Here is a 24,567-nt window from a genome sequence, read left to right as displayed (position 1 = left end):
GTGCCCTGATCAGGGCCCATCCGCGGTTCTGGCATGCGATGCCTGCTCAGAGGCGCCAGCGGCGCCGGGCCGTCAGTACCAGCCGACGGCTTCGGAGTGCCCCCACGCCTCGCACGGCGTGCCGTAGCGGTCGTCGATGTACCAGAGACCCCACTCGATCTGGGTGATCGGGTTGGTCCGGTAGTCGTCACCGAAGCGGGACATCTTGCTCGCGGGCAGCGACTGGGGGATGCCGTAGGCGCCGGACGACGGGTTCTCCGCCGTGTGCCGCCAGTTCGATTCCCGGGTCCAGAGCCGGTCGAGGCACGAGAACTGGTCGTCGCCCCAGCCGTAGTCGGCCATGAGGGCGCGGGCGGCGGACTTGGGGTCCTCGGCGGCGCGCTCCAGCGACCGGGCCGCCTCCTCCGCGGCCGCCTGCCGTTCGGCCTCGGCGCGGGCGGCCGCCTCGGCTTCGGCCTTGGCCTTCGCCTCCGCTTCAGCCTTGGCCTTCGCTTCGGCCTCTGCCTTGGCCTTTGCTTCGGCTTCAGCCTTGGCCCGGGCCGCCTCGGCCGCGACCTGAGCCTCGGCCGCTTCGGCGAGCTGCCGCTCCAGCGATGGCTGCGGTGTGACCTGAGCCTTGGAGTTCACCTGGGGCAGCGCCCCCGAATCCATGCTGGCCACCGCATTGGGCGGTGCCGCCGAGTCGACGACCCACCCCGTGACGAGGGTGGCCAGAACGATGATCGATGTGATGAATCCGAGCCCGAGACCGAGCCGGCGCAGATGTCTGCGTCTGCGATGCACGAGGTGGGAACCTTCCTGTAGGGCTCCACCACACTGCAATGAAATCGTGACCTTTGCCAACTCGATGGCGTGTGACCTCGCCCACCGTGAAACCGGCGAACCGCCCACAGCCGGGCAATCGGCCGTCCCGGCGCGGCGCCCGGGAGCGCTCTAGAAACCGCCCTCACCAGGGCTTCTCCCGCTTCACCAGGCCTACATTCCCGGTGAAGCGGGAGCACCCATAGTCCACGTGATCATTTGGGGAAAATCAGCCGGACATGTTCTCCAGCATCTCGGTGACGAGCGCCGCGATGGGCGAACGCTCCGAGCGGGTCAGGGTCACGTGCGCGAACAGCGGGTGGCCCTTGAGCTTCTCGGCCACCGCGACGACGCCGTCGTGCCGGCCGACGCGGAGGTTGTCGCGCTGGCCGACATCGTGGGTCAGCACGACCCGGGAGTTGCTGCCCACCCGCGACAGCACCGTGAGCAGGACGTTGCGCTCCAGCGACTGGGCCTCGTCGACGATGACGAAGGCGTCGTGCAGCGAGCGGCCGCGGATGTGGGTCAGCGGCAGCACCTCGAGCATGCCGCGGGCCACGACCTCGTCGATGACGTCCTGCGTGGTCAGGGCGCCGAGGGTGTCGTAGACCGCCTGGGCCCAGGGGTTCATCTTCTCGGACTCGTTGCCCGGCAGGTAGCCGAGGTCCTGGCCGCCGACTGCGTACAGCGGCCGGAACACGACCACCTTCTTGTGCACGCGGCGCTCCATGACCGCCTCGAGCCCGGCGCACAGGGCCAGCGCCGACTTCCCGGTACCGGCCCGGCCGCCCAGCGACACGATGCCGACCTCGTCGTCGAGCAGCAGGTCCAACGCGATGCGCTGCTCGGCCGACCGGCCGTGCAGCCCGAACGCCTCGCGGTCGCCGCGCACCAGGCGGATGCGCTTGTCCGCGGTCATCCGCCCCAGGCCGCTGCCGCGTTCGCTGTGCAGCACCAGCCCGGTGTGGCAGGGCAGCTCGCGCGCCTCCTCGTAGTCGGCGGAGCCGGACTCGTACAGCTCGTCGAGCAAGCTGCCAGGGACCTCGAGCTCGGCCATACCGGTCCAGCCGGACTCGATGACGGTCTCGGCGCGGTACTCCTCGGCGTGCAGGCCGACCGACGATGCCTTGACGCGCATCGGCAGGTCCTTCGACACCAGCGTGACGTCGGCGCCCTCGGCGGCCAGGTTGCGGGCCACGGCGAGGATGCGGGAGTCGTTGTCGCCCAGCCGGAAACCGGCCGGCAACACTTCCGGATCGGTGTGGTTGAGCTCGACGCGGACCGTACCGTCGTCGTCGCCGACCGGCAACGGAACATCGAGGCGACCGTGTTCGACGCGTAGCTCGTCGAGCAGGCGCAACGCGGAGCGGGCGAAGTACCCGAGCTCCGGGTGATGGCGCTTGGCCTCGAGTTCGGTGATCACCACGATCGGCAGGACGACCTCGTGCTCGGCGAAGCGCAAGATCGCGTATGGGTCGGCCAGCAGCACGCTCGTGTCGAGCACGTAGGTGCGGCGAGCCGGCTCAGGCCGGGTGGTGCGACGACGGGTCTGGTTCCTGGAAGCGGCCACGTCCGTCTCCCTCACGCCTGAGTGCACCCTGACGGCTCAGGCGTCTGTGTCGCGCGGAGTGCCGGGACCGAGCCCACTGGGCCGGGTGCCGGCCCTCCGTTCGCGCCATGGTGTCAGCACGTAGGACGGGCCTCCCGGACGGCCGGCTACTCACCAACCGCCACGACCAGATTAGCGCCGCGCCGGTCCGCCGCGATAGGACACGCCTTGACGACGACGTGAACGATCGGTTTCGCGTTCCGTTGATCTTGGAGTCTCCGCGGAATCTATCGGGCATTTCGGGCTGCGATTCTGCGAGAACTCCAAGATCAACGCGGGGCGGGCCGAGTGAGGGGTCGCAGCGTGCGGGCGGGTGCGGTCAGCCGGCGGTGGGCTCGCGCTTCGCGGCGCTCTCGCGCTCGAGCTTGTACGCCTCCCAGTCGGCGTACATCTTCTGGTGGTACGTCTCGAGCCACTCGAAGTAGTCGTACATGTTCTCCATGCGCTTGCGGATGACCTCGTCCTCCGGCTCCAGCGCGGCCAGGACAGACGTGGCGAGGCGCCGGCGAGTGGCGAAGTACCGGTGCTCGGTGGCGAGGAAGGCGCCCCAGACGTCTTCGTCGGCGCGGAAGAAGTGGCCGCGTGAGCCGGGCACGGACACCTTCCGGATGAATCCGGGCTCGGACAGCGCACGCGTGGCGGTCGAGATGGAACCCGCGCTGGCGTTGAGCTCCCGCTTGAGCTCGGCGGTGGAGACGTAGGGTGCCGTGCTGAGCATCAGGTAGCCGAGGACTCTGCCGTTCATGCGTCCTTGGCCCATCTCCTCGAAGAGCAACCCCAGCTCTTCGACGAAGAACTCCAGCTTCGCCCCGTCGTCTGCCATGACACCTCCAAGACCCACATGGTGGGCCATCGCCCTGCGCGCTGACCAGCATCCGCGTGCCCGAATTCGCCACCGCACGCCTGCGGTTCGATCAGTTAAGTCTCAGTAACTTCTGAAACTTCAGCTAAATAGTGGCTTGCTTGAAAGTTCAGCGTGTCACTAGATTCACTCTCCATCAAGTGAGCGGGCACAGCGAAACCTGCCCCTGGCACACCGGAAGGTGACCATGCGTACGTGGCAACGGCTCTCAGCACTCGCTGTCGGTGCTGCACTCCTGACCGTCACCGCATGCGGCGGCGGCTCCGACGACAGCACCGACACGGGCGACGGCGGCGGCACCGGCGGGACGTTCTCCGTCGGCATCGACGAGCCGGACTCCCTGATCCCCGGCCGTGCCCAGGGCGCGTTCGACGAGATGCACGCGCTCTTCTCCGGGCTGGTGAAGTTCGGCGACCAGAGCGAGCCGCAGATGCTGCACGCGGAGTCGATCGAGAGCGACGACAACATCGTCTGGACCATCACGATCAAGCCGGACTGGACGTTCCACAACGGCGAGCCGGTGACGGCGCAGAGCTACGCCGACGCGTGGAACGCCACCGCGTACGGCCCCAACGCCTGGGTCAACAACGCCCTGTTCGCGCAGGTGGTCGGGTACGACGAGCTCAACCCCGCGCAGGGTGAGCCGACCGCGCAGACGCTGTCCGGCGTCGAGGTCGTCGACGACACCACGCTGCGGGTCACGCTGAAGGCAGCGGACAGCCAGTTCCCGTACAAGCTGGGCAACCCTGGCTTCTACCCGCTGCCGACGGTGGCGTTCGAGGACTTCGACGCGTTCAACGAGGCGCCCATCGGCAACGGCCCTTACCAGATGGACGGCACCTGGGAGCACGACGTCCAGCTGTCCGTCACCCGGTACGAGGACTACCAGGGGCCGGAGACCAACGCCGACAGCATCACGTTCCGCATCTACAGCGACACCACCACCGCGTACACCGACGCCATCGGCGGGTCGGTCGACATCGTGTCGGTGCCCCAGGAGAAGTACAAGCAGGTCGACTCCGACTTCGCCGACAACTTCGTCGCGTTCGAGGCGGTCCGGCTGGACTGGCTGGGTTTCCCGCTGTGGGACCCGCGCTTCCAGGATCCGCGCATCCGGCAGGCCGTCTCGATGGCCATCGACCGGGACGCGGTGAACGAGGCCATCTTCGGCGGGCTCTACACCCCGGCCACGTCGCTGCACGGGCCGACCACCATCGGCGGCGGCACGGAGGGCCTGTGCGGCGAGTTCTGCGAGTTCGACCCGGACGCCGCGAAGCAGCTGCTGGCCGAGGCCGGCGGCTGGGAGGGCCCGATGGAGATCTGGTTCCCGGGCGGCGTGGGATACGACCAGACCTTCGAGGCGCTGGCGAACCAGATCCGGCAGAACCTCGGCATCGCGGAGGTCACGCTGCAGAGCCAGCCCGGCTTCGTGCAGTTCCTCGACGCGCTGCGGACCCAGCAGGCCTCCGGGCCGTTCCGCGGTGGCTGGGGCTCGCTGTACCCGAGCATGCAGAACCAGCTGACGGCCGTGTTCAGCTCCAGCGGCGACGGCCGTGAGGGCGCCGGCGGCTACACCAACGCCGAGGTCGACGCGCTGATCGCGCAGGCCGACGGGGCGCCGACGCCGGAAGAGGCGGTCGAGCTGTACAAGCAGGCCGAGGAGCAGATCATGGCCGACTTCCCGGTGGTGCCGCTCTTCTACGCCAAGTACGTCTACGCACACAGCGACAACGTGTCCAACGTGATCATCGGTTTCGACCAGATCGAGCTCAACGACGTCGTCGTCGAGAACTGACAAGCCCCGGCCCGGCGCCGTCGCGAACCGGCGGCGCCGGGCCGGCACCACGTTCACCACCGTCGCCGCCGACCGGCGACGCCGGATCGCGCGAGGAGAGACCGCCGAGTGACAACCCCGACGACGTCCCACCTGGTCGACGAGGCACTGCGCACGCTGCCGGAGGCCGACGTGTTCCCCAGCGTCGACGACCTGGTCGCCGGTCTCCGGCGGGTCCATGCCGCGCACCCGGACGTGACCAGCATGCGCCGCATCGGCACGTCCCGGCTGGGCGAGCCGATCGAGGAGATCGTCATCGGCGACGCCGACCGGCACGCCGTCGTCTTCGGCGGGGTGCACCCGAACGAGCCGATCGGCAACATCACCGCGCTGCACCTGGTCCAGAACCTCACCGAGGACCGCGACCTGCTGGACCGGCTGGGCTACACGTGGCACGTCATCCCGTGCATCGACCCGGACGGGATGCGGCTCAACGAGGGTTGGTTCACCGGTCCGCTGACCCGCGAGCACTACGGCCGGCAGTTCTACCGTCCGGCACCGGACGAGCAGGTCGAGTGGACGTTCCCGTTCAGTTACAAACGTGCCTACTTCGACCGGATGATGCCGGAGACGGTGGCGCTGATGCGGCTCATCGACGACACCGAGCCGGCGTTCATGTGCTCGCTGCACAACGGCGAGTACGGCGGCGTGTACTACTACCTGTCCCGGCCGGAGCCGGAGCTCTACGGCGCCCTGCACGACATCGCCGCGGCGGTCGACCTGCCGCTGGACACCGGCGAGCCCGAGGCGCCGTACGTCGAGCAGTACGCGCCGGCGATCTTCGGGATGATCCGCAGCGAGGACCAGTACGACTTCACCGAGGCCGCCGGCCTGGACCCCACCGAACGGCTGTCCGGGGCGTCCAGCGCCGCGTATGCCGCGAAGTACGGCACGCTCACACTGGTCACCGAGGTGCCGTACTGGACGCACCCGGACGCGGACGACACCACCACGCTCGACCAGACCTACGCCGACGTGTTGCGTGAGCAGGCGGCCGGCCTCCGCGAGACCCACCTCCAGCTCGACCGGATCCTCAGCGCCGCCCGTCCGGAGCTCACGGTCCGCTCCCCGTTCTTGCGCTCGTCCGAGGCGTTCGTGCCGATGCTGGCCAAGGCCGCGAAGCAGAGCGAGCACCGGGCCGGCCAGCCGGACGCGCAACGGCCGGCGACGGTGGGCGAACGGTTCGGCTGCCTCGACGTCGTGCACATGTTCCGGCTGCGCTGGGGCGGGACGTTGCTGCGCGCACTGGACGGCGAGATCGCCATCGGCAACGGCACCCCACTGATCCGGGAGCAGCGCGCGGCCATGGAGTCCACCTACCGGACGTGGGCCGGCGAAGCAGCCGATGTTACCCCCGCGGACCCCATCCCGTACGGCAAGCTGGCCGCCGTGCAGTACGCGTCGATCATCGTCACGGCCGCCCACGCCGCGGGCGCCTGAACGACATGGGGAGGCCAGTGTGACCGGCGGCATGGGCAAGTACGTCGTCGCGCGCCTGCTGCAACTGGTGCTCGTCTTCTTCGGCGTCACGCTGCTGATCTACCTGGCCGTCTACGCCCTGCCCGGCGACCCGATCCGGGCGCTGGGCGGCGACCGGCAGCTGCCCGAAAGCGTCGTGAACGCCATGCGCGAGCAGTTCAACCTCGACGACCCGGTCCTCCTCCAGTACGCGAAGTACCTGGCCAGCCTGTTCAGCGGCGACCTCGGCACCGACTTCAACGGCCGCCCGGTGGCCGACCTGATGGGGCAGCGCTGGCCGGTGACGATCCGGCTGGCCGTCACCGCCTGGGTCATCCAGGTGGTCGTGGGAGTCACGCTCGGGGTGGTGACCGCGCTGCGCAAGGGCCGCTGGCTGGACCACGTGACGCTGTTCTTCACCGTCGGCGTCATCTCGATCCCGGTCTTCGTGCTGGCGTACACCGCGCAGATCGTCTTCGGCGTCCGGCTCGGCATCGTCCCGGTGTCCGGCGTGGGGGACGGCTGGCCGGTCAGCTACCTGCTGCCGTCGATCCTCCTGGCGATCTTCGGGCTGGCGTCGGTGGCCCGGCTGGTGCGGGCCAGCGTGCTGGAGAACCTGCGCGCCGACTACGTCAAGACGGCGACGGCGAAAGGCCTCACCCGCCGCCGGGTCATCTTTCGGCACGTCCTGCGCAACTCACTGATCCCCGCCGTCACGTTCCTCGGCATCGATCTCGGTTACCTGCTCGGCGGCACCGTGATCATCGAGGGGGTCTTCAACCTGCCGGGCGTCGGTCAGCTGCTGTTCTCGTCCATCTCCGCGCAGCAGGGCCCGGTGGTCGTGGGCGTGGCGACCGTGCTCGTGCTGATCTTCCTGATCGCGAACCTCGTCGTGGATCTGCTCTACGGCGTGCTGGACCCGAGGATTCGCCATGAGTGACCCGACCACCGCCACGGCCGACGCGGGCACGCCCGCGCCGGAGCCCACGCCCGCGCCGGAGAAGCCGACGACGCTGCTCGGCGACGCCTGGGCCGATTTGCGCCGCCGGCCGCTGTTCATCGTCAGCGCCCTGTGCGTGGTGCTGCTGATTCTCATGGCGGCGTTCCCGCAGCTGTTCGCCGGCTGGTTCGGCAACGGGGACCCGCGGGTCTGCGACCTCGCCCGCAGCACCGACGGCCCCAGCGCCGGCCACCCGTTCGGCTTCGACAAGCAGGGCTGCGACGTGTACGCCAACGTCGTCCACGGTGCCCGGGCGTCGATCAGCGTGGGCATCCTGGTCACCTCGCTCACGCTGGTGCTCGCGCTGGTGCTGGGCAGCCTGGCCGGTTTCTTCGGCAGGGTCGTGGATGCCGTGGTCTCGCGGTTCGCCGACGTGTTCTTCGGCTTCCCGTTCCTGCTGGGCGCCCTGGTGGTGCTGACCAGCTTCGACGCCCGCAGCATCTGGGTGGTGGCCCTGGTGCTGGCGATGTTCCGCTGGCCGTCGATGACCCGGGTGATGCGCTCCAGCGTCATGTCGGTCCGGGACATGGACTACGTACGCGCCTCCGTGGGCCTGGGCGCGACGAAGCTGCGGTTGCTGCGCCGGCACGTGCTGCCGAACGCGATCACGCCGATCATGGTGCTGGTGACGCTGGACATCGGCACGGTCATCGTCGTGGAGTCGACGCTGACGTTCCTGGGCGTCGGCCTGCAGTCACCGGCGATCTCGTGGGGCCTGCAGCTGTCGAACGCCTCGACCGACTTCGCCTCCGCGCCGCACCTGCTGATCTTCCCGTCGATCTTCCTCAGCCTGACCGTGCTGAGCTTCATCGTGCTGGGCGACATGATCCGCGACGCTCTGGACCCGCGGCAGCGCTGAGCCCTGCCGCCGCCTGGCCCCCGCCTGCCCGGGCCGGGGTCAGCCCGCCCACGCACCCCTGGCGGCAGCCGCGGCGGCGTACTCGGCGAACACCGTGGGCGCCCGGCCGGCGACCCGCCGGACGACATCGGTGGGTTCGCCGTCGCCCTGCTCACGCAGCGCCGCGAACCCCGCCAACGCTGGTTCGGCCGAGGCCCGGGGCACCCCGATCGCCTCCTGTGCGGCCAGGTACTCCTCCGGCGAGCCGCGGTACCGGACGGTGCGCCCGGCGGCGCTGCCGATGATCTCGGCCGCCGCACCGAACGACAGTGCCTCCGGCCCGGTGACCTCGTAGCTCTGCCCGCCGTGGCCGTCTTCGGTGAGCGCGGCCACCGCCACCGCCGCGATGTCGTCGGCGTCGATGAAGACCTGCCGGACATCGCCGAGCGGCATGGCGAACTCACCGGCCATGACCGCCGGCCGGAAGAAGCCCTCGTCGAAGTTCTGGTTGAACCAGTCGGGCCGGACGATGGTCCACTCCGCCCCTGAACCGCGCACAGTGCTCTCGGCGGCCAGCAGTCGACGGTCGTCCATGACCTCGATAGCGCGGCTGGACAGCAGCACGATACGGCGCACCCCGGCGCCGACTGCGACGTCGACGAAGGCCGGGTCGACGGGAAGCTCGTGCGGCGCCATCAGGTACATGGCCGTGGCTCCGGCGACCGCCGGCTCCCACGTGCGTGGCTCGGACCAGTCGAACGGCACCTCGCCGCTACGCGAGGCGGCGCGCACCGGAACCCCGCGCGAGCGCAGCTGACCGGCGACCCGCCGGCCGGTGGACCCCGTTGAGCCCAGGACGAGAACAGTCGAATCCGCCATGCCGCCATTCAATCGGCCGGCACCGACAAGGTCCGGCGAGATCCGATGAGTTCCGTCCGCCTTGGCGGTCTATCCAACGACACACCGACACCGACCCCGGCCGCAGCGCCGGGTGAAGGAGGAACACATGAGCGCAGCAACCCTCGGCAGCATGCTGCTGTCCAGCACCGACCCGGACCGCCTCGGCGCCTGGTACGCGGCCGCGTTCACGCCCGCCGACGACGCCCGCGTCGAGACATACCGCATCCTGAAGTTCGGCGACTTCTACCTGATGATCGATTCCCGCGACGACGTCGGCGCGTCCAATCCCGAGCCCGGCCGGATGATCCTGAACTTCGACGTCGACGACGCCCGCGCGGTCGCCGCCCGCCTGGACGAGATGGGAGCGACCTGGCTGGCCCCGTTGGAGGACCGCGACGGCAGCCTGTTCGCCACCGCCGTGGACCCCGACGGCAACTACGTGCAGCTCGTCCAGATCAGCCCGGAGCATCAGGCGGAGATGGCCGCGTCGACACAGCTCGGATGACGGCCCAGGCGGCGTAGGGTCGGAACGGACCGAGGGAGGCAATGGTGCAGACCACCACCGAGACCATGGGCGACTTCCAGCAGCTCGCCCATCCTTACCGGCGGGAGTTGCTGGCGCACTGCTACCGGATGCTCGGCTCCGTTCACGACGCCGAGGATCTCGTCCAGGAGACGTACCTGCGCGCCTGGCGGGCCTACGACCGGTTCGAGGGGCGCTCGTCGTTGCGGACGTGGCTGTACCGCATCGCCACCACGGCGTGCCTGACCGCGATCGAGAGCCGCGGCCGCCGGCCCATGCCGACCGGCCTCGGCGGCCCGAGCACGGAACCCACCGGCGACCTGCTCGAACGCACCGAGGTGCCGTGGCTGGAGCCGCTGCCGGACGTGACCGTCGGCGCCGACAGCACCGACGGCGTCGACCCCGCCACCGTCGTCACGTCGCGCGAGAGCGTCCGGCTGGCGCTGATCGCCGCCCTGCAGCACCTGCCGCCGCGGCAGCGGGCGGTCCTGGTGCTGCGCGACGTGCTGCGCTGGAAGGCGGCGGAGGTGGCGGACCTGCTGGAGACCTCCACCGCGGCGGTCAACAGCATGTTGCAGCGGGCGCACGCCCAGCTGGAACGGGTCTCTCCGTCGCAGGACGACGCCGTCGAGACGCTGACCCCGCAGCTACAGGAGCAGCTGAACCGCTACGCGGCCGCCTTCGAGGCGTACGACGTCGACGCCATCGTGCGCGAGGTGACCGCGGACGCCGTCTGGGAGATGCCGCCGTACGCCGCATGGTTCCGCGGCCCGGCCGACATCGGCACCCTCATCGCCACGGCATGCCCGGCGAAGGCTGCCGGCGACCTCCGCCTCGTGCCCACCACGGCCAATGGGCAGCCGGCGCTGGCGCAGTACCTGCGCGATGCCGACGGCGTACACCGGCCGTTCGCCGTCCAGGTTGTCACGATGACCCCGGCCGGCATCTCGCACATCGCGCAGTTCTTCGACGTGAGCCTGTTCCCGCTCTTCGGGCTGCCGGACGTGCTGCCGGCCTCGCCGGTCCGATGAGCGGGCCGGCGGCCGGCCCGGACGCGGCCGGCCTCGCCGGCGGGGTCGAGCTGCTGGACCGGGCCGTCGCCTACGCGCTCGGCAGCCTGAGCGTGGTCGGGCCGGCGGCGCTGGCGCGGGCCACCCCGTGCGCCGGGTGGGACCTGCGGACGTTGCTCTGGCACGTCGACGAGTCGCTGACCACGCTGGTCGAGGCCGCGGACACCGCGGCCGTCGCCGTCGGCGTCCAGCCCGCGCAGGGAGCCCCCACGGACGACCCGGTTTCGGCGATCAAGGCCAGCGCCTGCCGCCTGCTCGCCCGGTGCGCGGCCTCCGGCGGCCCGGGCACCGTCGCTGTCGGCGGGCATCGGCTCGACGTCGACGTCGTCGCCGGCACCGGGGCGCTGGAGATCGCGGTGCACGGCTGGGACGTGGCCCGCGCGTGCGGGCACGACCGGCCGCTGCCACCGTCGTTCGCGACCGATCTCCTGGGCCTGGCGCAGCTGCTGGTGGGCGACGCCGACCGGCCGGTTCGCTTCGCCGCGCCCGTCCCCGTCGGGGCCGGCGGGCACCCTGGTGACCGGCTGCTGGGGTTCCTCGGCCGGGTGCCCTGACGTCGTTCAGCGGCCGTAGCGGCGTTCGCGCTCGCTGTAGGAACGCAACGCCCGCAGGAAGTCGACGCGCCGGAAATCCGGCCACATCGCCTCACAGAAGTAGAACTCGGAATTGGCGCTCTGCCACAGCATGAATCCGGACAGCCGCTGCTCGCCGCTGGCCCGGATGACGAGGTCGGGGTCGGGCTGGCCCTTCGTGTACAGGTGCGCCGCGATGCCCTCGACGGTGACCACCTCGGCCACCTCCTCCAGCGACGCCCCCTTGGACGCGTGCTCCTGCAACAGTGCCCGGACGGCGTCGGCGATCTCGCGCCGCCCGCCGTAGCCGACCGCCACGTTCACGTGCATGCCGGACAGGTCGCGGGTGCGGTCGGCCGCCTCCTTGATGACGGCGGCGGTGCGGTCGGGCAGTAGGTCCAGCGCGCCCATCGGGTAGACGCGCCAGCGGCCGGTGGCGGCGATGTCGTCGATGAGGTTCTCGATGATGCCCAGCAGCGGCACCAGCTCGTCCTCGGGCCGGTTGAGGTTGTCGGTCGACAGCATCCACAAGGTGACGACGCGAACGTTCAGCTCGTCGCACCAGCCGAGGAACTCGCGGGCCTTCTCGGCTCCGGCCTGATGGCCACTGGAGGTCGGTGCGCCGAACGCCCGGGCCCACCGTCGGTTGCCGTCCATGAGGACCGCCACGTGACGCGGCGTCCGCTGCGGATCCAGCCGTCGCTGGATGCGCTTCTCGTAAAGCCGATAGACCAGGTCGGAAAGACCCATCGACCGCCGCTCCTCCACCATCGTGGCCCGCCGCCGGGACGTCCTTCTCAGCCGAGAGACTACTCTCACCCTGCGCGGGCGCCCGAATTCGCAGGTACCGTGGCAATCATGGCGTTCGACGAGCAGATGCGTGAGGCGGTCGCGGCCGTCAAGCCCAAGCTGCGGGGCTGGCTGCACGCGGGGACGTTCCCGGTGGCGGTGCTCGCCGGCCTGCTCCTCGTCGTGGTGGCGCCGTCCACCGAGGTGCGGGTCAGCGCCGCCATCTACACGCTCACCGCGGCGTTGCTGTTCGGCATCAGTGCCATCTACCACCGCGGACGGTGGTCGCCGCGCACCCAGGCGGCGCTGCGCCGGCTGGACCACGCGAACATCTTCCTGATCATCGCCGGCACCTACACGCCGTTCACCCTGCTGCTGTTGCCGGCGGGGCAGGCGCGGATCCTGCTGTCGCTGGTGTGGATCGGCGCGCTGCTGGGCGTCGGGTTCCGGGTGCTGTGGGTCGGAGCGCCGCGCTGGCTGTACGTGCCCATCTACGTGGCGCTGGGCTGGGCGGCGGTGTTCTGGCTGCCGCAGTTCGCCAGCAACGGCGGCGCCGCGGTGGTGACACTGATCATCGTCGGCGGGCTCATGTACACCGCCGGAGCCATCGTGTACGGCATGAAGAAGCCGAACCCGTCGCCGCAGTGGTTCGGGTTCCACGAGGTCTTCCATGCGTTCACGCTGGCCGGGTTCGCCAGCCACCACGTCGGCATCTGGCTGGCGGCCTTCAGCGCCGGCGCCGTCGCCACCAGCTGACCGCCGGCCCGTGGACCCCTACCGACTGGCGGCGCTGCTCATCCTGTTCGTCCTGCCGTTGACGGTGCTGGTGACCGTTGCGGTCGTCCTGGTCGCCCTGACCGGCCGCATCATCCGGGCGGTCGCGGCGCGGCGCTGGACCGATCTCCTCGTGCCGCGGGTGTTCGCTCAGGTGTCCGCCCTCGCGCTCGGTGCGGGCGTGCTCGTCTACTACATCGGCTGGTTCCAGATGCCGTGGTTCGACATCGACGACTTTTGCGCGGCCGGCAACGCGTACACGACGACGGCCCAGCCCTTCCGGCTGAGCGCCACGTGCACCGACGGCATCTCGACCGTCCAGTACGTGTCCGGCTGGGTCAACCCGGCCACGATCGCGCTGACGGTGCTGGCCGCCGGGGCCGCAGTGGCCGCGTTCGTCCTGAGACGCCGCCGAGCCCCCATGATCATCAAGAGTTGATCCGGCCCGGACCGGGTCAACTCTTGATGATCACGGGACGGGGCCGCCGGAGCGGACCTCCTCGACGTGGGCCAGCGCCTGGCGCAGGTCGGCCAGCCAGGTGTCGGCGTTCGAACCCACGAGCTTGACGCACCAGGCCAATGCCTCGGACCGGGAGCGTGCGACCCCGGCGTCGACCAGGGTGTCCAGGACCTGCCGCTCGGGCTGGCGAAGCCGCGTCATGACCGGAGCGGCCAGCCGGGTGAACAGCTCACGCCGGTCGCCGCACCGCACACCCCAGGCGACCTTGCGGCCACTGACGTGCTCCAGTTCTCGGGCGATCTCGATGCGTCGCTCGCGCGTGGTCTCGCGGAACGCGCCGATGCGGCCGGACAGGGCCGCTTCTCGCTCGACGTCGGACACGTCGGCGTCCATCGCCGGCGCCGGGATGCGGCCGACGACGGTGATCTCCTCGCGGTCGAGGGTGACCTCGACCGGCTCGTCGAACCAGTCGTCCGGGAGCCGGCCGGTGAGCCAGCCGCGGACCTTCTCCACCTGCTCGTTGCTCATGTAGCAATGATTACATCATTACACGCATCCGCCTAGGGTCGTCCGCTCTCGGCATAGCCGACTCCAGTAGCTCGGCAGCCAGCCGCCGCCACCGGGGCCGGAAGGCGTAGACACCCGCCAGCCGCACCCGGGCCGCCCACGCGTAGGCGGGCACCCGGCGCGACGTCCGCGCGTCGAGAGCCGCGCCGTCCAGGAACGCCGCCCGGGCCAGCGCGGAACGGCGCGCCGTGAGCAGCCCCTGCGCGACCCGCAGATCCAGATGGACCAGCAGGTTCGCGACGTCCAGCGCCCGCTCGCCGACGGCCAGGGTGTCCAGGTCGAGCAAGCCGAGACCATCAGGAGAGAGGACCAGCTGCTTGTCGTGCAGGTCGCGGTGCAGGACGCCCTCCGGCCCAGGCGGGGAACTCACCAGCGGCGATGTCCCGTCCAGTGCATCGGCGACGGCCGCCGCCGGCAGCAGTCCGAAGTCCGCGGCGGCCGTCGCCCAGCGGGCCGACACGGTCACCTCGTCGGCGGCGTCGTGACGCGCTCCGGGCACCGGGCCGCCGGCCCCGTCCTGCAGATGCCGCAGCGCCTCGCCCGCCGACCGCCACGCCGCAGTCACGTCCCGACCCGGCTCGGCACCGGCCTCGTGCAGCGTGGGGCCGGGCAGCTCGGACAGCACGACGACGCCGTCGTCCGGACGGTGGTCGAGGACGCGGGGCACGGCGAACGGTCCCCCGCCGAGGGTTCCCAGCCGTTCGGCCAGGTCCGCGGAGCGTCCGGGGCGCACCACCTTCGCATAGGCGACCTCGCCGTCCCACCGGAGCCGGACGACGGCCCGCCGTTCCGGCCGATGGACCAGCAGCCGGCTTCCCGGCCGTCGCACCAGCTCCGCCAGCACCGGGAGCCGCCGGTCCGCGCCGCCCGGCTGCAGCACGACACCGTCGTCCGGCAGGTCGACAGCGCCGGGCGTGGCCGCGGCCACCGACGCCCGGCGGTCCGGATCGGCGAACCACTGCCCGGCGCACCGTGAGCCGTCAGCGCCGCCCAGGTCGAGCAGCACGTGTCCGGCGCCGCGCGGCCAGGCCCGCCGCACCGTCAGCGTCGCGGTGGTCCGCGGGTGCCGGAGCCGGTCCGGCGGCCTCATCGGGCCACCGCCAGCCGGCCGGCCCGCACGACGTGCTCGGCCACCAACTCCGGCCAGCCACCGAGCCGGCCGCGGAACGGCTCGGTGGCCCGCCGCAGCAGGGCGGCCGCGGTCAACGCGTCCAGCCGGGCCAGCATCGACGGGGCCGGCCGGTACCCGTCGAGCAGCGGCCCCAGGACGTCGACGGCGCGCGCGTCCGTCGCCGCCCGGCCGGCGACGATCTCCGCGGCGGCCCAGCCGGCCAGGTCGGTCGCCGGGTCGTCGACGGCGAGCCGGTCCAGGTCGATCACCGCCAGCCCTTCCGCGCCGGCGACCACCTGGTCGGCGGAGAAGTCTCCGTGGACCAGCGTCCGGGGCCGGTGGGATCCGGTCAGCACGGCCGCCACGATGCGCGCCACTGCCTGCGCGTCCGGTCGCAGCGCGGGTTGGACGGCGCCGACCGCACGCACCGCGCCGGCCAGCCCGGACGGCGTGACCGGGCCGGGCGGGGTGATCATGCCGCCCGGACCCACGTCCATGCCGTGCAGCCGGCGCAGCAGCTCACCCGCCGCGACCAGCCGCTCGGGTGCCGCAGGCAGGCGGTCCAGCGGTTCGCCGTCGACCCAGCGGTAGGTCAGCAGCCCGGCCCGCGGCCGCACCGTCAGCAGCTCCGGCACCGGCAAGCCGGCCGCCACCAGCACCCGATGCTGGTCGGTGACGGTGTCGGCGAGCGGTGGCCGGTGGACCTTCACCACCTGCCCAGGGGCCAGCCCCACCCAGCGCCGCTCCGGCTTGTACCGCAATGTCACCGGCTCGCCGGCCTGGCCGGTCAGCAGGCCGCGCAGCGCCGGCAGCCGCCGGTCACGGCCGGCGTCGGCGTATCCGAGAAGCAGCTCGTGGTCGGCCAAGGGCAGCTTGGCCAGCTTCGGCGCGGCCCGCGACGCCACCGCCTTCACCAGCCCGGGCCGCCGCCCGGTGGGCCAGTGCAGCTCCACCCCTGCCACCATGCCGGTGCCCGGCTTGTACCGCACATAGCGGACGACGACGGCCTGGGGCGGCGGCCGGTCACCCGAGTGCCCCGCCGCCCAGTGCCCGGCCAGCCACGCCGTGAGGGCGTCGGGATCCAGCAGCACCGGCAGCCCGGGGATGACGCCGTCGCGGTCGGCGAGTTCACGGTCAGCCGCGGTGAGCACCGGCCACCTCGCTTCGCCGCGGGTAGGTGTTGGTCCGCACGTCGATCACCCGGCCCGCTTCCAGCCGCACGACGATGTCGCAGTCGGCCACCTCGTCGGGGAGGTGGGAGATGACGAACGTGGTGCGGCCGCGGGTGAGCTCGCGGATCGCGTCGAGGACGGCCGCGGAGTTCTCCTGGTCCAGGCCGGTGGCCGCCTCGTCGAGCACCACGATGCGGGCGTCGCGGAGCATGGCCCGGGCGATGGCGATGCGCTGCCGCTGCCCACCGGAGAGGCCCCCGCCGCGTTCGCCGAGCACCGTCTCGTACCCGTGTTCCAGCCGCTCGATGAACTCGTGTGCGTTGGCCGCGCGGGCGGCCGCCTCGACGTCGTCGTCGCCGGCGTCCGGGCGCCCGTAGCGGATGTTCTCACGCACCGTCGTCGCGAACAGGACACTCTCCTGCAGCACGACGGCGACCTGGCGGCGCACCGACGCAACGGTCAGGTCGCGCAGGTCGTGCCCGTCGATGCTGACGATGCCGCCGGTCGGGTCGTACAGCCGCAGCACCAGCGCCGCCAGGGTGGACTTGCCGGAGCCCGACGGCCCCACCAGCCCGACCCGGCACCCGCCCGGGATGCGCAGCGACACGTCCCGCAACGCGCGCTCGCCCGAGCCGTAGTCGAGATCGACGTGGTTGAAGCGCACCTCGCCGTAGAACCGCGGCGCCGGACGGGCCCGCGGGCCGTCGGCGATGTCAGGCTCGGTGGCCAGCAGGTCGAGGATGCGTTCCCCGGACGCGGCCGCCTTCGACAGCCGGCCGGTGTACTTGGCCAGGTCACGCATCGGCTTGAAGGCGCCTTTGAGGTAGCTGACGAACACCACCAGCTCCCCCGGCGTCAGCGCGCCGTCGAGAACCCGCATCCCGCCGACCAGCAGCACCGCGGCCGTCGCGACCCCGACCAGCAGGTCGGTCTTGCGCTCCAGCCCGGCGGCCAGCCGGGAGGCCCGGACGCCGTCACGCAGCGCCCGGTTGTTGTCCGCGCCGAACACCCGCTGCAGGACGCCCTCCAGCGAGTACGCCTGGACGACGGCGATGGCGCCGAGCGTCTCCCCGGCGGTGCCGGCCAGTTCGCCCTCGCGGCGGCGCTGCAGCCGGGCCGCGGACGTGATCCGCTTGCTCTGGCGTGAGCTCGACAGCACGAAGACGGGGAACGCGGCGACGACGATCAGCGCCAGCCGCCAGTCCAGGATCAGCATCACCACGGTCATGCCGAGCAGTGCCACGACGTTCCCGACCAGCGGCAGCGCGGCCGTGACGGCGACCTCCTGCAGCCGGCCGACGTCGCCCACCAGCCGGGTCAGCAGGTCGCCGGTCTTCGTGGCGCCGTGGAAGCGCAGCGACAACCGCTGCACGTGCGCGAACACATCGGCGCGTACCGCCGTCATGGCGCGGGTTCCGGCCAGCGCGAAGCACACCGTCGTCAGGTATGCCATCAGCGCACGCAGCCCGGCAGCCGCCACCAGCGCGAGCGCACACAGCACCAACAGCTGGATCACCCCGGGCGGGGTCCCGGTGCTGGGCACGGTTCCGCTGCCCGCCGGGCGCACGACCGCGTCGATGACGAACTTCAGCGGCCAGGGCTCGATCAGCCGGAACGCGACCTCGGCGAGTAGGCATGCGAACCCGGCCACCAGCAGCCGGCGCTCCGGCCGCAGGTGCGGGCGCAGGTAGGTGAGGGTGCGTTTCAACCCCGGCAGAGCGCTGCGGAGGTTCCCGGCCGCGGCCGCCATCACGCCACCGCCGGCACCGGCAGTTCCACGCCCGCCGCCGCGAGGGTCCGGCCGACCACGGCCTGCCAGGTGTGGTGCCGCTCGGCCGTTGCGCGGGCGGCCCGGGCCAGCCGCAGCCGCCGGCCGGGGTCGTGTCGCAGCCGGATCAGTTCCCGGGCAAGCGCGGCCGGGTCACCGGGCGGCACCAGGACGCCGTCGACGCCGTCGCGCAGGATCGACGGCAGCTGACCGGTCCTGCTGGCGACCACGGGCAGCGCGGCGGCCAGGTACTCGTAGACCTTCAACGGTGAGAAGTACTGGCTGGCGCCGGCCGGGTAGGGCGCGGTGGCGACGTCCATCCGGTGCAGCAGCGCCGGGACGGCGTCGGGTTCGACCGCGCCGGTGAACTCGACGGCACCGTCCAGGCCCGCCTGCCGGACGCCGGCGCGCAATGCCGGTGCTTCCGGCCCGTCGCCGACCACCAGCAGCCGGGCATCCGGACACTCGTGCGCGAGCATCGCGAACGCGGCCACCAGCACGTCGACGCCGTGCCAGGGCTTGAGCGTCCCGACGAAGCCGACGGTGTACGGGCGCCGGCCGCGGCCGAGCCCTGGGCGGACCCGCTCGACGTCCACCCCGTTGGGTTGCACCACCACCGGGGCGGCGGGCCCCGCGACCGAGCGCACCCAGTCGGCCACCGGTTCGGACACGCACGCCACCACGGACGAGCACATCGCGGCGGCCCGCAGCACCGTGAGCGCCTCGTCGCGGTGGACCAGGCCGCGGTGCTCGGCCTGCTCGTCCACCAGCGGCGCGTTGACCTCGAGGACGGCTGGGACGCCGGCCGTCCGCGCCCACGACATGGCGGCCGCGTCCCACAGCGAGTAGCGCTCGTAGACGAGGTCGAAGGCACCGGCCGCGGCCAGCATCCGCTCGACGTCCCGCCCCTGGGCCAGCATCTCCAGCTCCCGGCCGGCGACGTCACGGCTGGCGACCGCGGGTAGGCGGTGAACGCGGACGCCGGCCAGGTCGGGCGGTGGCAGACCGCCGGTGCGCCGGCAGAACAGGTCCACCCGGGCGCCGCCGGCGACGAGCACCCGCAGCACTTCCCGCACGTGTACCGACGCGCCTTTGGTACCGAACACCGGCACGCCGGGGTCGGCGCAGACGTAGGCCACCTTCATCGGATCACCCCCGGCTGTGCCAGCAGGTCGTCCAGCTCGCGGGCCTGCCGGACCGCGTCGAACTCCTTCTCGACCAGGTCGCGCGCGGCCGCGGCCAGCCGGGCGCGCAGGGCGCCGTCGTCGAGCAGGCGGGCCATCGCCGCGGCCAGCGCCTCGGGGTCGCGCTGCGGGACGAGCAGGCCGGTCTCGTCGTCGCGGACGACCTCGCCGATCCCGCTCACGTCCGTCGACACACACGGCGTTCCCAGCGCCATCGCCTCGAGGAGCACCGTCGGCAGCCCGTCCTGGTTGCCGTCGGAGGCGACGACGCACGGAGCGGCCAGCAGCGCGGCCTCCCGCACCACCTCGCGGACCCGCGGCTGCGACAGTGGGCCGGTCAGCTCGACCAGGTCGCGCAGGCCGAGCCGGGCCACCTGGTCACGCAGGTCGTCGGCGAGCGGGCCGGTGCCGACGAGCCTGCAGCGGAACGTCCGGCCGTCGTCCGCGAGCAGCCGGCAGGCGTCCAGCAGGACGTCGAAGCCCTTCTTCTCCACCAGCCGTCCGACGGCGGCGATCACGGGCGGGCGCTCCGCCGCCGTGGAGTCGTACGTGAACGCATCCAGGTCCAGGCCGTTGTAGACGCGCCGCACCCGGGCGGAGTCCGGCCCGAAGGTGCCGGCGAGGTAGCCGGCGTTGTAGTCGCTGACGGTCACGACGTGGTGGGCGGCGGTCAGCTTGCGCCGCAGGTCCGCCGGGTCGACCGACTCGTGGAAGATGTCCTTGGCGTGCGCGGTGAACGAGAACGGCACTGCGGTGAGCAGCGACGCGAGCCGGGCCACGGTCGTCGCGACCGACCCGAAGTGCGCGTGCACGTGGGTCACCCCGCCGGCGGTGATCCGCAGCGCGAGGTCGACGGCCTGGCCGGCGTCCTCGGCGTCGGCCGTCAGCAGCTCCGGCAGCACCTCCGGGAGCCTGGGCAGCCGGCCGGCCGCGGCCGCCAGGATCGACCACAACTGCTCCGGACGGCGGATGCGCGGTAGGTACGTGACCGGCGCGGCGACCCGGGCGAGCGTGTCGTGGAACCGGCTGTCGTCGGGCGGGCGCAGCGAGAAGATCTCGATCTCGGTGCCGCGAGCCTCCCGGGCCAGGATCTCGGAGACGACGAAGGTCTCGGAGAACCGCGGGTACATCTTCAGCACGTAGCCGACGCGCGGTGTGGTCCGGGCATCAGGCGACATCGTGGGCCTCCTCGTGGTCACGGTCCGGCGCGGCGCCGATGAGGGCCGTGGCCAGCGCGGGGAGCCGGGCCAGGCCATCCAGGTCGATCTCGGAACCCGACACGGCGGGCCGGTCGACGGCGGCGGCCAGCCAGCCGCCCAGCTCGGCCGCGCCGAGCCGGTCCGGGTGCAGCACGTCGAGCAGCCCGGCGCCGGCCAGCCGCTCGGCGCGCACCAGCTGTTCGCTCCGGGGCCGGGTGCGCGGCACCACCAGCAGCGGGGCGCCGCAGGCCAGCACCTCGCAGACGGTGTTGTAGCCGCCCATCGCGACGACGGCCCCCGCGTCGTCGAGCCAGGCGTCGATCTGGTCGACGAACTCGAAGACCCGCAGCTCCGGCCGGGCGCGGGCGATGGCGTGCAGCTCGGCCCGCTGGGCGTGCGGCATCCGCGGTCCGGTGACCAGCACGCCGAGGTGCCCGACCGGCATCGGCGCGGACGCGAACGCGCGTGCCAGTGCCCAGCCGTCGGCGCCTCCCCCGACCAGCCCGAGCACGTAGCGCTTCTCGACCGGCCGCCCGGGCCCCGTGTGCTGGCGCCGGTGCCGGCCGCGCGCGAGGTACCCCGTCGGGACCACCATGCCGGGCGGGAGGTCCAGCTCGGTGGTGGCGTCGTGCACGCGCGGGTCGCCGTAGTACCAGACCTGGTGATACCACCGGCGGACCGCCAGATCGGCGCGGTCGTCGATCCACTCCTGCCGGGCCCGGGCCGGCTCGTCCAGCACGTCGCGCAGCCCGAGCACCACGCGGGTGCGCTCGGCCAGTGACTCCAGCACCGGTTCCAGTTCGCCGCGGAAGCCCCAGGGGTGGCGGTCGACCACCAGCAGGTCCGGGTCGAATGCCCGCAGCGCCGCGTCGATGGTGGCCGCCCGCAGCCGGACCAGCTCGCTCACCGGGACCGACAGGTGCCGGGCGCGATACCGGCCGCCCTGGTCCTTGGCCATGCCAGGCAGCCCGACGATGTCACACCCCGGCGGGCGAGGAAGGGCCGAGGCCTCCGGTGCGCCGGTGAGCAGCAGGATGTCCGGGCTCGGACTCATGTGGGAGAGCGCGCCCGCCACGGCCAGGTTGCGGCGCACGTGCCCGAGCCCCTGGGCGTCGTGGGAGTACAGAGCGATACGTCTCCGTCCACGGGCGGGCAGCGATCTCACCGTCATGGGCACGCCTTTCACCGACGTCCTGAGGAACCGTTCGATGGCCAGCGTCCAAGCCCAGCGTGGCGTGCGCATGAACCGGTGATGAGCGTGTTCTCATCAACCGGGTGTTGTGGGCGCCACCGCACCCGTCTTCCCTGGTCAGCCTCGTGTTGCGGGGCGCTTTGCGATGAGCACCAATACGCACCACCTACCCGGCGGGAAGGGGACGTGAGATCGCTGCCTGGAACGATGGGGCGTTGCTGTCCTTTGGCGACAGTGTTGTCACATCGTGGCGAGCAGCGATCTCACACCGTTCCCGGTGGCGGCTGGCAGGCAGGTGGCCGCGCCTACTGTGCACCCTTTCGGGTCACGTCACTCGCCACGCGGTCGGACTCTGGCGTTGTCGCCGTCGGATACGGCCCCGAGACGAGTGACGTGACCCGCAGGCCCGCTACGTGACCCCCGGCGACGAGCCACGGGGGCGGGGGCGACCGGCGGCCGCGGACTCCCGCAGGCCTACTCCCGCCCCACCAGGCAAGCATCCATGGCGCGGCGGGAACACCCATGCCGAACGTGATCAATTCTGACTGTTGGAGCAAGCGTCCCGGAAGATCTCCTGCTCGGGGGCGCTGACGGCCGTCGACCAGAACCGTCCGGCCGGATGCGTCGTTCCCACGCGCCGGTTCGGCCCGACCCACCAGGATGTGCCTTGATCATGTGCGTTCGCGGTCGCTGACGCGCCGCGCGCGAACATGATCATCCGAGACACGTCCTAGTCGGCCTGAGCGGTGGGGAGGCGCGCGGCCAATTGCTCGGGGTCGGTGACCGGGAGGTCACAGACGAAGTTGCGGCAGACGTACGCGGCGGGCACGCCGCCCACGACGTCCCGGCCGCGGAGCAACGGAATCGCACCGGCCGCGGGATCGACGGGGTCGCCGGCCACCACGACCGCGCCGGGCGAGGTCCCGCGCAGCGCGGTGGCGTGCAGCGCGGCTGTCCGTTCGTCGCTGGCCGGGCCGACCACGGCCACCTCGACAGGGCCTGCCAGCAGCGCCTCCGCGACCGCCAGCCCCCACCCGCCGAACCGGGGCGCCCGGGCGGCCAGCGCGTCGTAGATATTCAGGGCGCTCTCGGCGGCCTCCCGGTGGCGGGACGAACCGGTGTAGGCGGCGAAGGCCAGCAGGGCTCCGGCCGCCGCGGACCAGCCCGACGGGGTGGCGTTGTCGGTCGGGTCCTGCGGCCGGCGCAGTCCGGCCAGCCGTGCGTCGGTGACGTCGGCGCCGGTGTCGAAGAACCCGCCGGCCGGGTCGGTGAACGACGTCAGCACCACCTCGAGCAGCTGCTCGGCCAGCGACAGCCAGGCAGGGTCGCCGGTCACGGCGAGCAATGCCAGGAAGCCCTCGGCGAGGTCGGCATAGTCCTCCAGCACTCCCGGATGTCCGCCGGCGACGCCGTCGCGCGAGACCCGCCGCACCCGCCCGGCGTCGTCGAGGTGCACCCGGACCAGCAGGTCGGCGCAGGCGGTCGCCGCGTCGATCCAGGCGGGCTCGTCCAGCAGCGCGCCGGCCTCGGCGAGCGCCGCGATGGTCAGCCCGTTCCAGGCCGCGACCACCTTGTCGTCGCGGCCGGGCGCGGGACGGCGACGACGGGCCTCGAACAGGGCGGCCCGCACCCGGCCCCACCGGGTGGCGTCGCCGGGAGCGGCGGGATCCGCTGGTAGTTGGAGGGTGGACGCTCCGTGCTCGAACGTGCCCTCCGCCGTGACCCCGAGCAGCTCTGCCGCCCACGCGCCGTCCTCGTCACCGAGTTCGGCGCGCAGCTGCGCGGGGGTCCACACGTAGTAGGCGCCTTCCACCGGGTGGGCACCGGGCTCCGGTGGCGAGTCCGCATCGAGCGAACTGGCGAAGCCGCCCTCCGCGGTGCGCAGGTCGCGCAGCAGGAAAGCGGCGGTCTCCCGCACCACCCGCTCGGCCAGGGCGGACCCCGTCGCCCGCCACAGATGGGCGTACACCCGCAGCAGCAACGCGTTGTCGTACAGCATCTTCTCGAAGTGCGGAACCACCCAGGATGCGTCGACGCTGTAGCGGGCGAACCCGCCGCCGAGCTGGTCGTACAGGCCGCCGCGGGCCATCCGCTCGGCGGTCAGCTCGACCGCGCCGAGCGCCGCATGCTCGCCGGTGCGGGCGTGGTGACGCAGCAGGAACTCCAGCACCATGGACGGCGGGAACTTGGGCGCGCCGCCGAACCCGCCGTTGACCGGGTCGAGCTCAGCCTCCAACCGGCCGACCGCGGCGTCGAGCCGGGTGGCCGACGGTGGTCCGTCGCCACTGGCCAGCCGGGCGCCCCCACCCAGGGCTTCGGCGATCCGCTCCGCCGACGCCGCGACGTCGCCGCGTCGCTGCGTCCACGCCTCGTCGACAGCCTGAAGCACCTGACGGAACGACGGCATACCGTGCCGCGGCGACGGCGGGAAGTAGGTGCCGGCATAGAACGGCCGGCCGTCGGGCGTGAGGAAGGCCGTCATGGGCCAGCCGCCCTGCCCGGTCAGGGCCTGCACCGACTCCATGTAGACCGCGTCGACGTCCGGCCGTTCCTCGCGGTCCACCTTGACCGGGACGAAGTGCTCGTTGAGGTAGCGCGCGACCTTCTCGTCCTCGAAGGACTCGTGCGCCATGACGTGGCACCAGTGGCAGGCGGCGTATCCGACGCTGAGCAGCACCGGCACGTCCCGCCGGCGTGCCTCCTCGAACGCGTCGTCGCCCCACTCCCACCAGTCGACCGGATTGTCGGCATGCTGCAGCAGGTACGGGCTTGTCGCCTTGGCGAGACGGTTGGCCATTCCCAGACTCCTGACGAGTGGCACCTGTATCGCTGCCGATGCATGTGACGCACGGGGTGATGCGGAAGCAGCTCTCGCGGACCCGCC

At 72.1% G+C, this 24,567-nt stretch carries 22 protein-coding genes; 9 read left to right on the top strand and 13 right to left on the bottom strand.

The features are described from left to right. Window positions 1-72 precede the first annotated feature (72 nt). The 3 genes from JIAGA_RS35190 to JIAGA_RS27895 form a co-directional block, all read right to left on the bottom strand. Window positions 73-783 (bottom strand): aggregation-promoting factor C-terminal-like domain-containing protein, encoded by a 711-nt coding sequence (locus tag JIAGA_RS35190; RefSeq protein WP_051425779.1) that lies wholly within the window; start codon window positions 781-783, stop codon window positions 73-75. Between the two features lie 247 nt (window positions 784-1,030). Beyond that, window positions 1,031-2,371 carry an RNA 5'-3' helicase PhoH2 gene (phoH2, locus tag JIAGA_RS0106215; RefSeq protein WP_084469505.1) on the bottom strand — a complete coding sequence of 447 codons (1,341 nt, stop codon included), beginning with the start codon at window positions 2,369-2,371 and terminating at the stop codon, window positions 1,031-1,033. Between the two features lie 358 nt (window positions 2,372-2,729). After that, window positions 2,730-3,233, bottom strand: a complete 504-nt coding sequence (locus tag JIAGA_RS27895; protein ID WP_051425778.1) for a GbsR/MarR family transcriptional regulator — start codon at window positions 3,231-3,233, stop codon at window positions 2,730-2,732. A 226-nt stretch (window positions 3,234-3,459) separates the two neighbouring features. On the opposite strand from JIAGA_RS27895, the gene JIAGA_RS0106205 reads away from it, so the two are divergent. The 4 genes from JIAGA_RS0106205 (at window position 3,460) to JIAGA_RS0106190 (ending at window position 8,423) form a co-directional block, all read left to right on the top strand. After that, window positions 3,460-5,067, top strand: a complete 1,608-nt coding sequence (locus JIAGA_RS0106205; protein WP_026875000.1) for a peptide ABC transporter substrate-binding protein — start codon at window positions 3,460-3,462, stop codon at window positions 5,065-5,067. 108 nt (window positions 5,068-5,175) lie between these two features. Then, a complete protein-coding gene (locus tag JIAGA_RS27890) occupies window positions 5,176-6,546 on the top strand; it encodes a M14 family zinc carboxypeptidase (protein ID WP_035812158.1) in 1,371 nt (456 codons plus the stop codon). 19 nt (window positions 6,547-6,565) lie between these two features. Beyond that, on the top strand, window positions 6,566-7,504 hold the full coding sequence (locus JIAGA_RS0106195; protein ID WP_211239533.1) for an ABC transporter permease: 939 nt from the start codon (window positions 6,566-6,568) through the stop codon (window positions 7,502-7,504). Beyond that, a complete protein-coding gene (locus JIAGA_RS0106190; RefSeq protein ID WP_026874998.1) occupies window positions 7,497-8,423 on the top strand; it encodes an ABC transporter permease in 927 nt (308 codons plus the stop codon). Before JIAGA_RS0106195 ends, JIAGA_RS0106190 begins: the two co-directional genes overlap by 8 nt. Window positions 8,424-8,462: 39 nt before the next feature. On the opposite strand, the gene JIAGA_RS0106185 is transcribed toward JIAGA_RS0106190, so the two are convergent. Next, entirely contained in the window at window positions 8,463-9,281 is an 819-nt protein-coding gene (locus JIAGA_RS0106185; RefSeq protein WP_026874997.1) for an NmrA family NAD(P)-binding protein, read from the bottom strand. A gap of 127 nt (window positions 9,282-9,408) precedes the next feature. On the opposite strand from JIAGA_RS0106185, the gene JIAGA_RS0106180 reads away from it, so the two are divergent. From JIAGA_RS0106180 to JIAGA_RS0106170, 3 genes are read left to right on the top strand one after another with little or no spacing between them, the layout of a single operon-like run. Next, a complete protein-coding gene (locus tag JIAGA_RS0106180; RefSeq protein WP_026874996.1) occupies window positions 9,409-9,807 on the top strand; it encodes a VOC family protein in 399 nt (132 codons plus the stop codon). A gap of 41 nt (window positions 9,808-9,848) precedes the next feature. Beyond that, complete coding sequence (locus tag JIAGA_RS0106175) at window positions 9,849-10,856, top strand: RNA polymerase subunit sigma-70 (protein WP_026874995.1); 1,008 nt, start codon at window positions 9,849-9,851, stop codon at window positions 10,854-10,856. Then, window positions 10,853-11,449: a TIGR03086 family metal-binding protein gene (locus JIAGA_RS0106170; protein WP_026874994.1), complete on the top strand. Its 597-nt coding sequence runs from the start codon at window positions 10,853-10,855 to the stop codon at window positions 11,447-11,449. Before JIAGA_RS0106175 ends, JIAGA_RS0106170 begins: the two co-directional genes overlap by 4 nt. Before the next feature lie 6 nt (window positions 11,450-11,455). Here JIAGA_RS0106170 and JIAGA_RS0106165 read toward each other — a convergent pair whose 3' ends face one another. Then, complete coding sequence (locus tag JIAGA_RS0106165) at window positions 11,456-12,217, bottom strand: isoprenyl transferase (protein WP_026874993.1); 762 nt, start codon at window positions 12,215-12,217, stop codon at window positions 11,456-11,458. A gap of 108 nt (window positions 12,218-12,325) precedes the next feature. On the opposite strand from JIAGA_RS0106165, the gene trhA reads away from it, so the two are divergent. Both trhA and JIAGA_RS0106155 read left to right on the top strand, forming a co-directional pair. Next, complete coding sequence (trhA, locus tag JIAGA_RS0106160; RefSeq protein ID WP_211239532.1) at window positions 12,326-13,012, top strand: PAQR family membrane homeostasis protein TrhA; 687 nt, start codon at window positions 12,326-12,328, stop codon at window positions 13,010-13,012. 10 nt (window positions 13,013-13,022) lie between these two features. Further along, window positions 13,023-13,469: a hypothetical protein gene (locus JIAGA_RS0106155; protein ID WP_026874991.1), complete on the top strand. Its 447-nt coding sequence runs from the start codon at window positions 13,023-13,025 to the stop codon at window positions 13,467-13,469. A 30-nt stretch (window positions 13,470-13,499) separates the two neighbouring features. Here JIAGA_RS0106155 and JIAGA_RS0106150 read toward each other — a convergent pair whose 3' ends face one another. The 8 genes from JIAGA_RS0106150 to JIAGA_RS0106115 all read right to left on the bottom strand — a co-directional run bounded on the left by JIAGA_RS0106150 (window position 13,500) and on the right by JIAGA_RS0106115 (window position 24,480). Then, a complete protein-coding gene (locus tag JIAGA_RS0106150) occupies window positions 13,500-14,018 on the bottom strand; it encodes a hypothetical protein (protein ID WP_026874990.1) in 519 nt (172 codons plus the stop codon). A 10-nt stretch (window positions 14,019-14,028) separates the two neighbouring features. Beyond that, the gene (locus tag JIAGA_RS0106145; protein ID WP_026874989.1) at window positions 14,029-15,147 is read right to left on the bottom strand and encodes a protein kinase family protein; all 1,119 of its coding nucleotides are present in this window, start codon (window positions 15,145-15,147) and stop codon (window positions 14,029-14,031) included. Beyond that, window positions 15,144-16,319: an aminoglycoside phosphotransferase family protein gene (locus JIAGA_RS33710; protein WP_026874988.1), complete on the bottom strand. Its 1,176-nt coding sequence runs from the start codon at window positions 16,317-16,319 to the stop codon at window positions 15,144-15,146. Before JIAGA_RS33710 ends, JIAGA_RS0106145 begins: the two co-directional genes overlap by 4 nt. Continuing rightward, window positions 16,303-18,090, bottom strand: a complete 1,788-nt coding sequence (locus JIAGA_RS27885) for an ABC transporter ATP-binding protein (protein WP_211239531.1) — start codon at window positions 18,088-18,090, stop codon at window positions 16,303-16,305. The genes JIAGA_RS33710 and JIAGA_RS27885 overlap by 17 nt, the downstream gene beginning before the upstream one ends. After that, the gene (locus tag JIAGA_RS0106130; RefSeq protein ID WP_026874987.1) at window positions 18,090-19,253 is read right to left on the bottom strand and encodes a glycosyltransferase family 4 protein; all 1,164 of its coding nucleotides are present in this window, start codon (window positions 19,251-19,253) and stop codon (window positions 18,090-18,092) included. Before JIAGA_RS0106130 ends, JIAGA_RS27885 begins: the two co-directional genes overlap by 1 nt. Then, window positions 19,250-20,470 (bottom strand): glycosyltransferase, encoded by a 1,221-nt coding sequence (locus JIAGA_RS27880; protein WP_035812153.1) that lies wholly within the window; start codon window positions 20,468-20,470, stop codon window positions 19,250-19,252. Before JIAGA_RS27880 ends, JIAGA_RS0106130 begins: the two co-directional genes overlap by 4 nt. Then, window positions 20,460-21,662 carry a glycosyltransferase family protein gene (locus JIAGA_RS27875; RefSeq protein ID WP_157552785.1) on the bottom strand — a complete coding sequence of 401 codons (1,203 nt, stop codon included), beginning with the start codon at window positions 21,660-21,662 and terminating at the stop codon, window positions 20,460-20,462. Before JIAGA_RS27875 ends, JIAGA_RS27880 begins: the two co-directional genes overlap by 11 nt. 751 nt (window positions 21,663-22,413) lie before the next feature. After that, window positions 22,414-24,480 (bottom strand): thioredoxin domain-containing protein, encoded by a 2,067-nt coding sequence (locus tag JIAGA_RS0106115; protein WP_026874986.1) that lies wholly within the window; start codon window positions 24,478-24,480, stop codon window positions 22,414-22,416. Window positions 24,481-24,567: the final 87 nt, after the last annotated feature.

This window comes from Jiangella gansuensis DSM 44835, from assembly GCF_000515395.1.
GTDB classification, from domain to species: domain Bacteria; phylum Actinomycetota; class Actinomycetes; order Jiangellales; family Jiangellaceae; genus Jiangella; species Jiangella gansuensis.
This window is presented reverse-complemented; position numbering and strand designations above follow the sequence as displayed.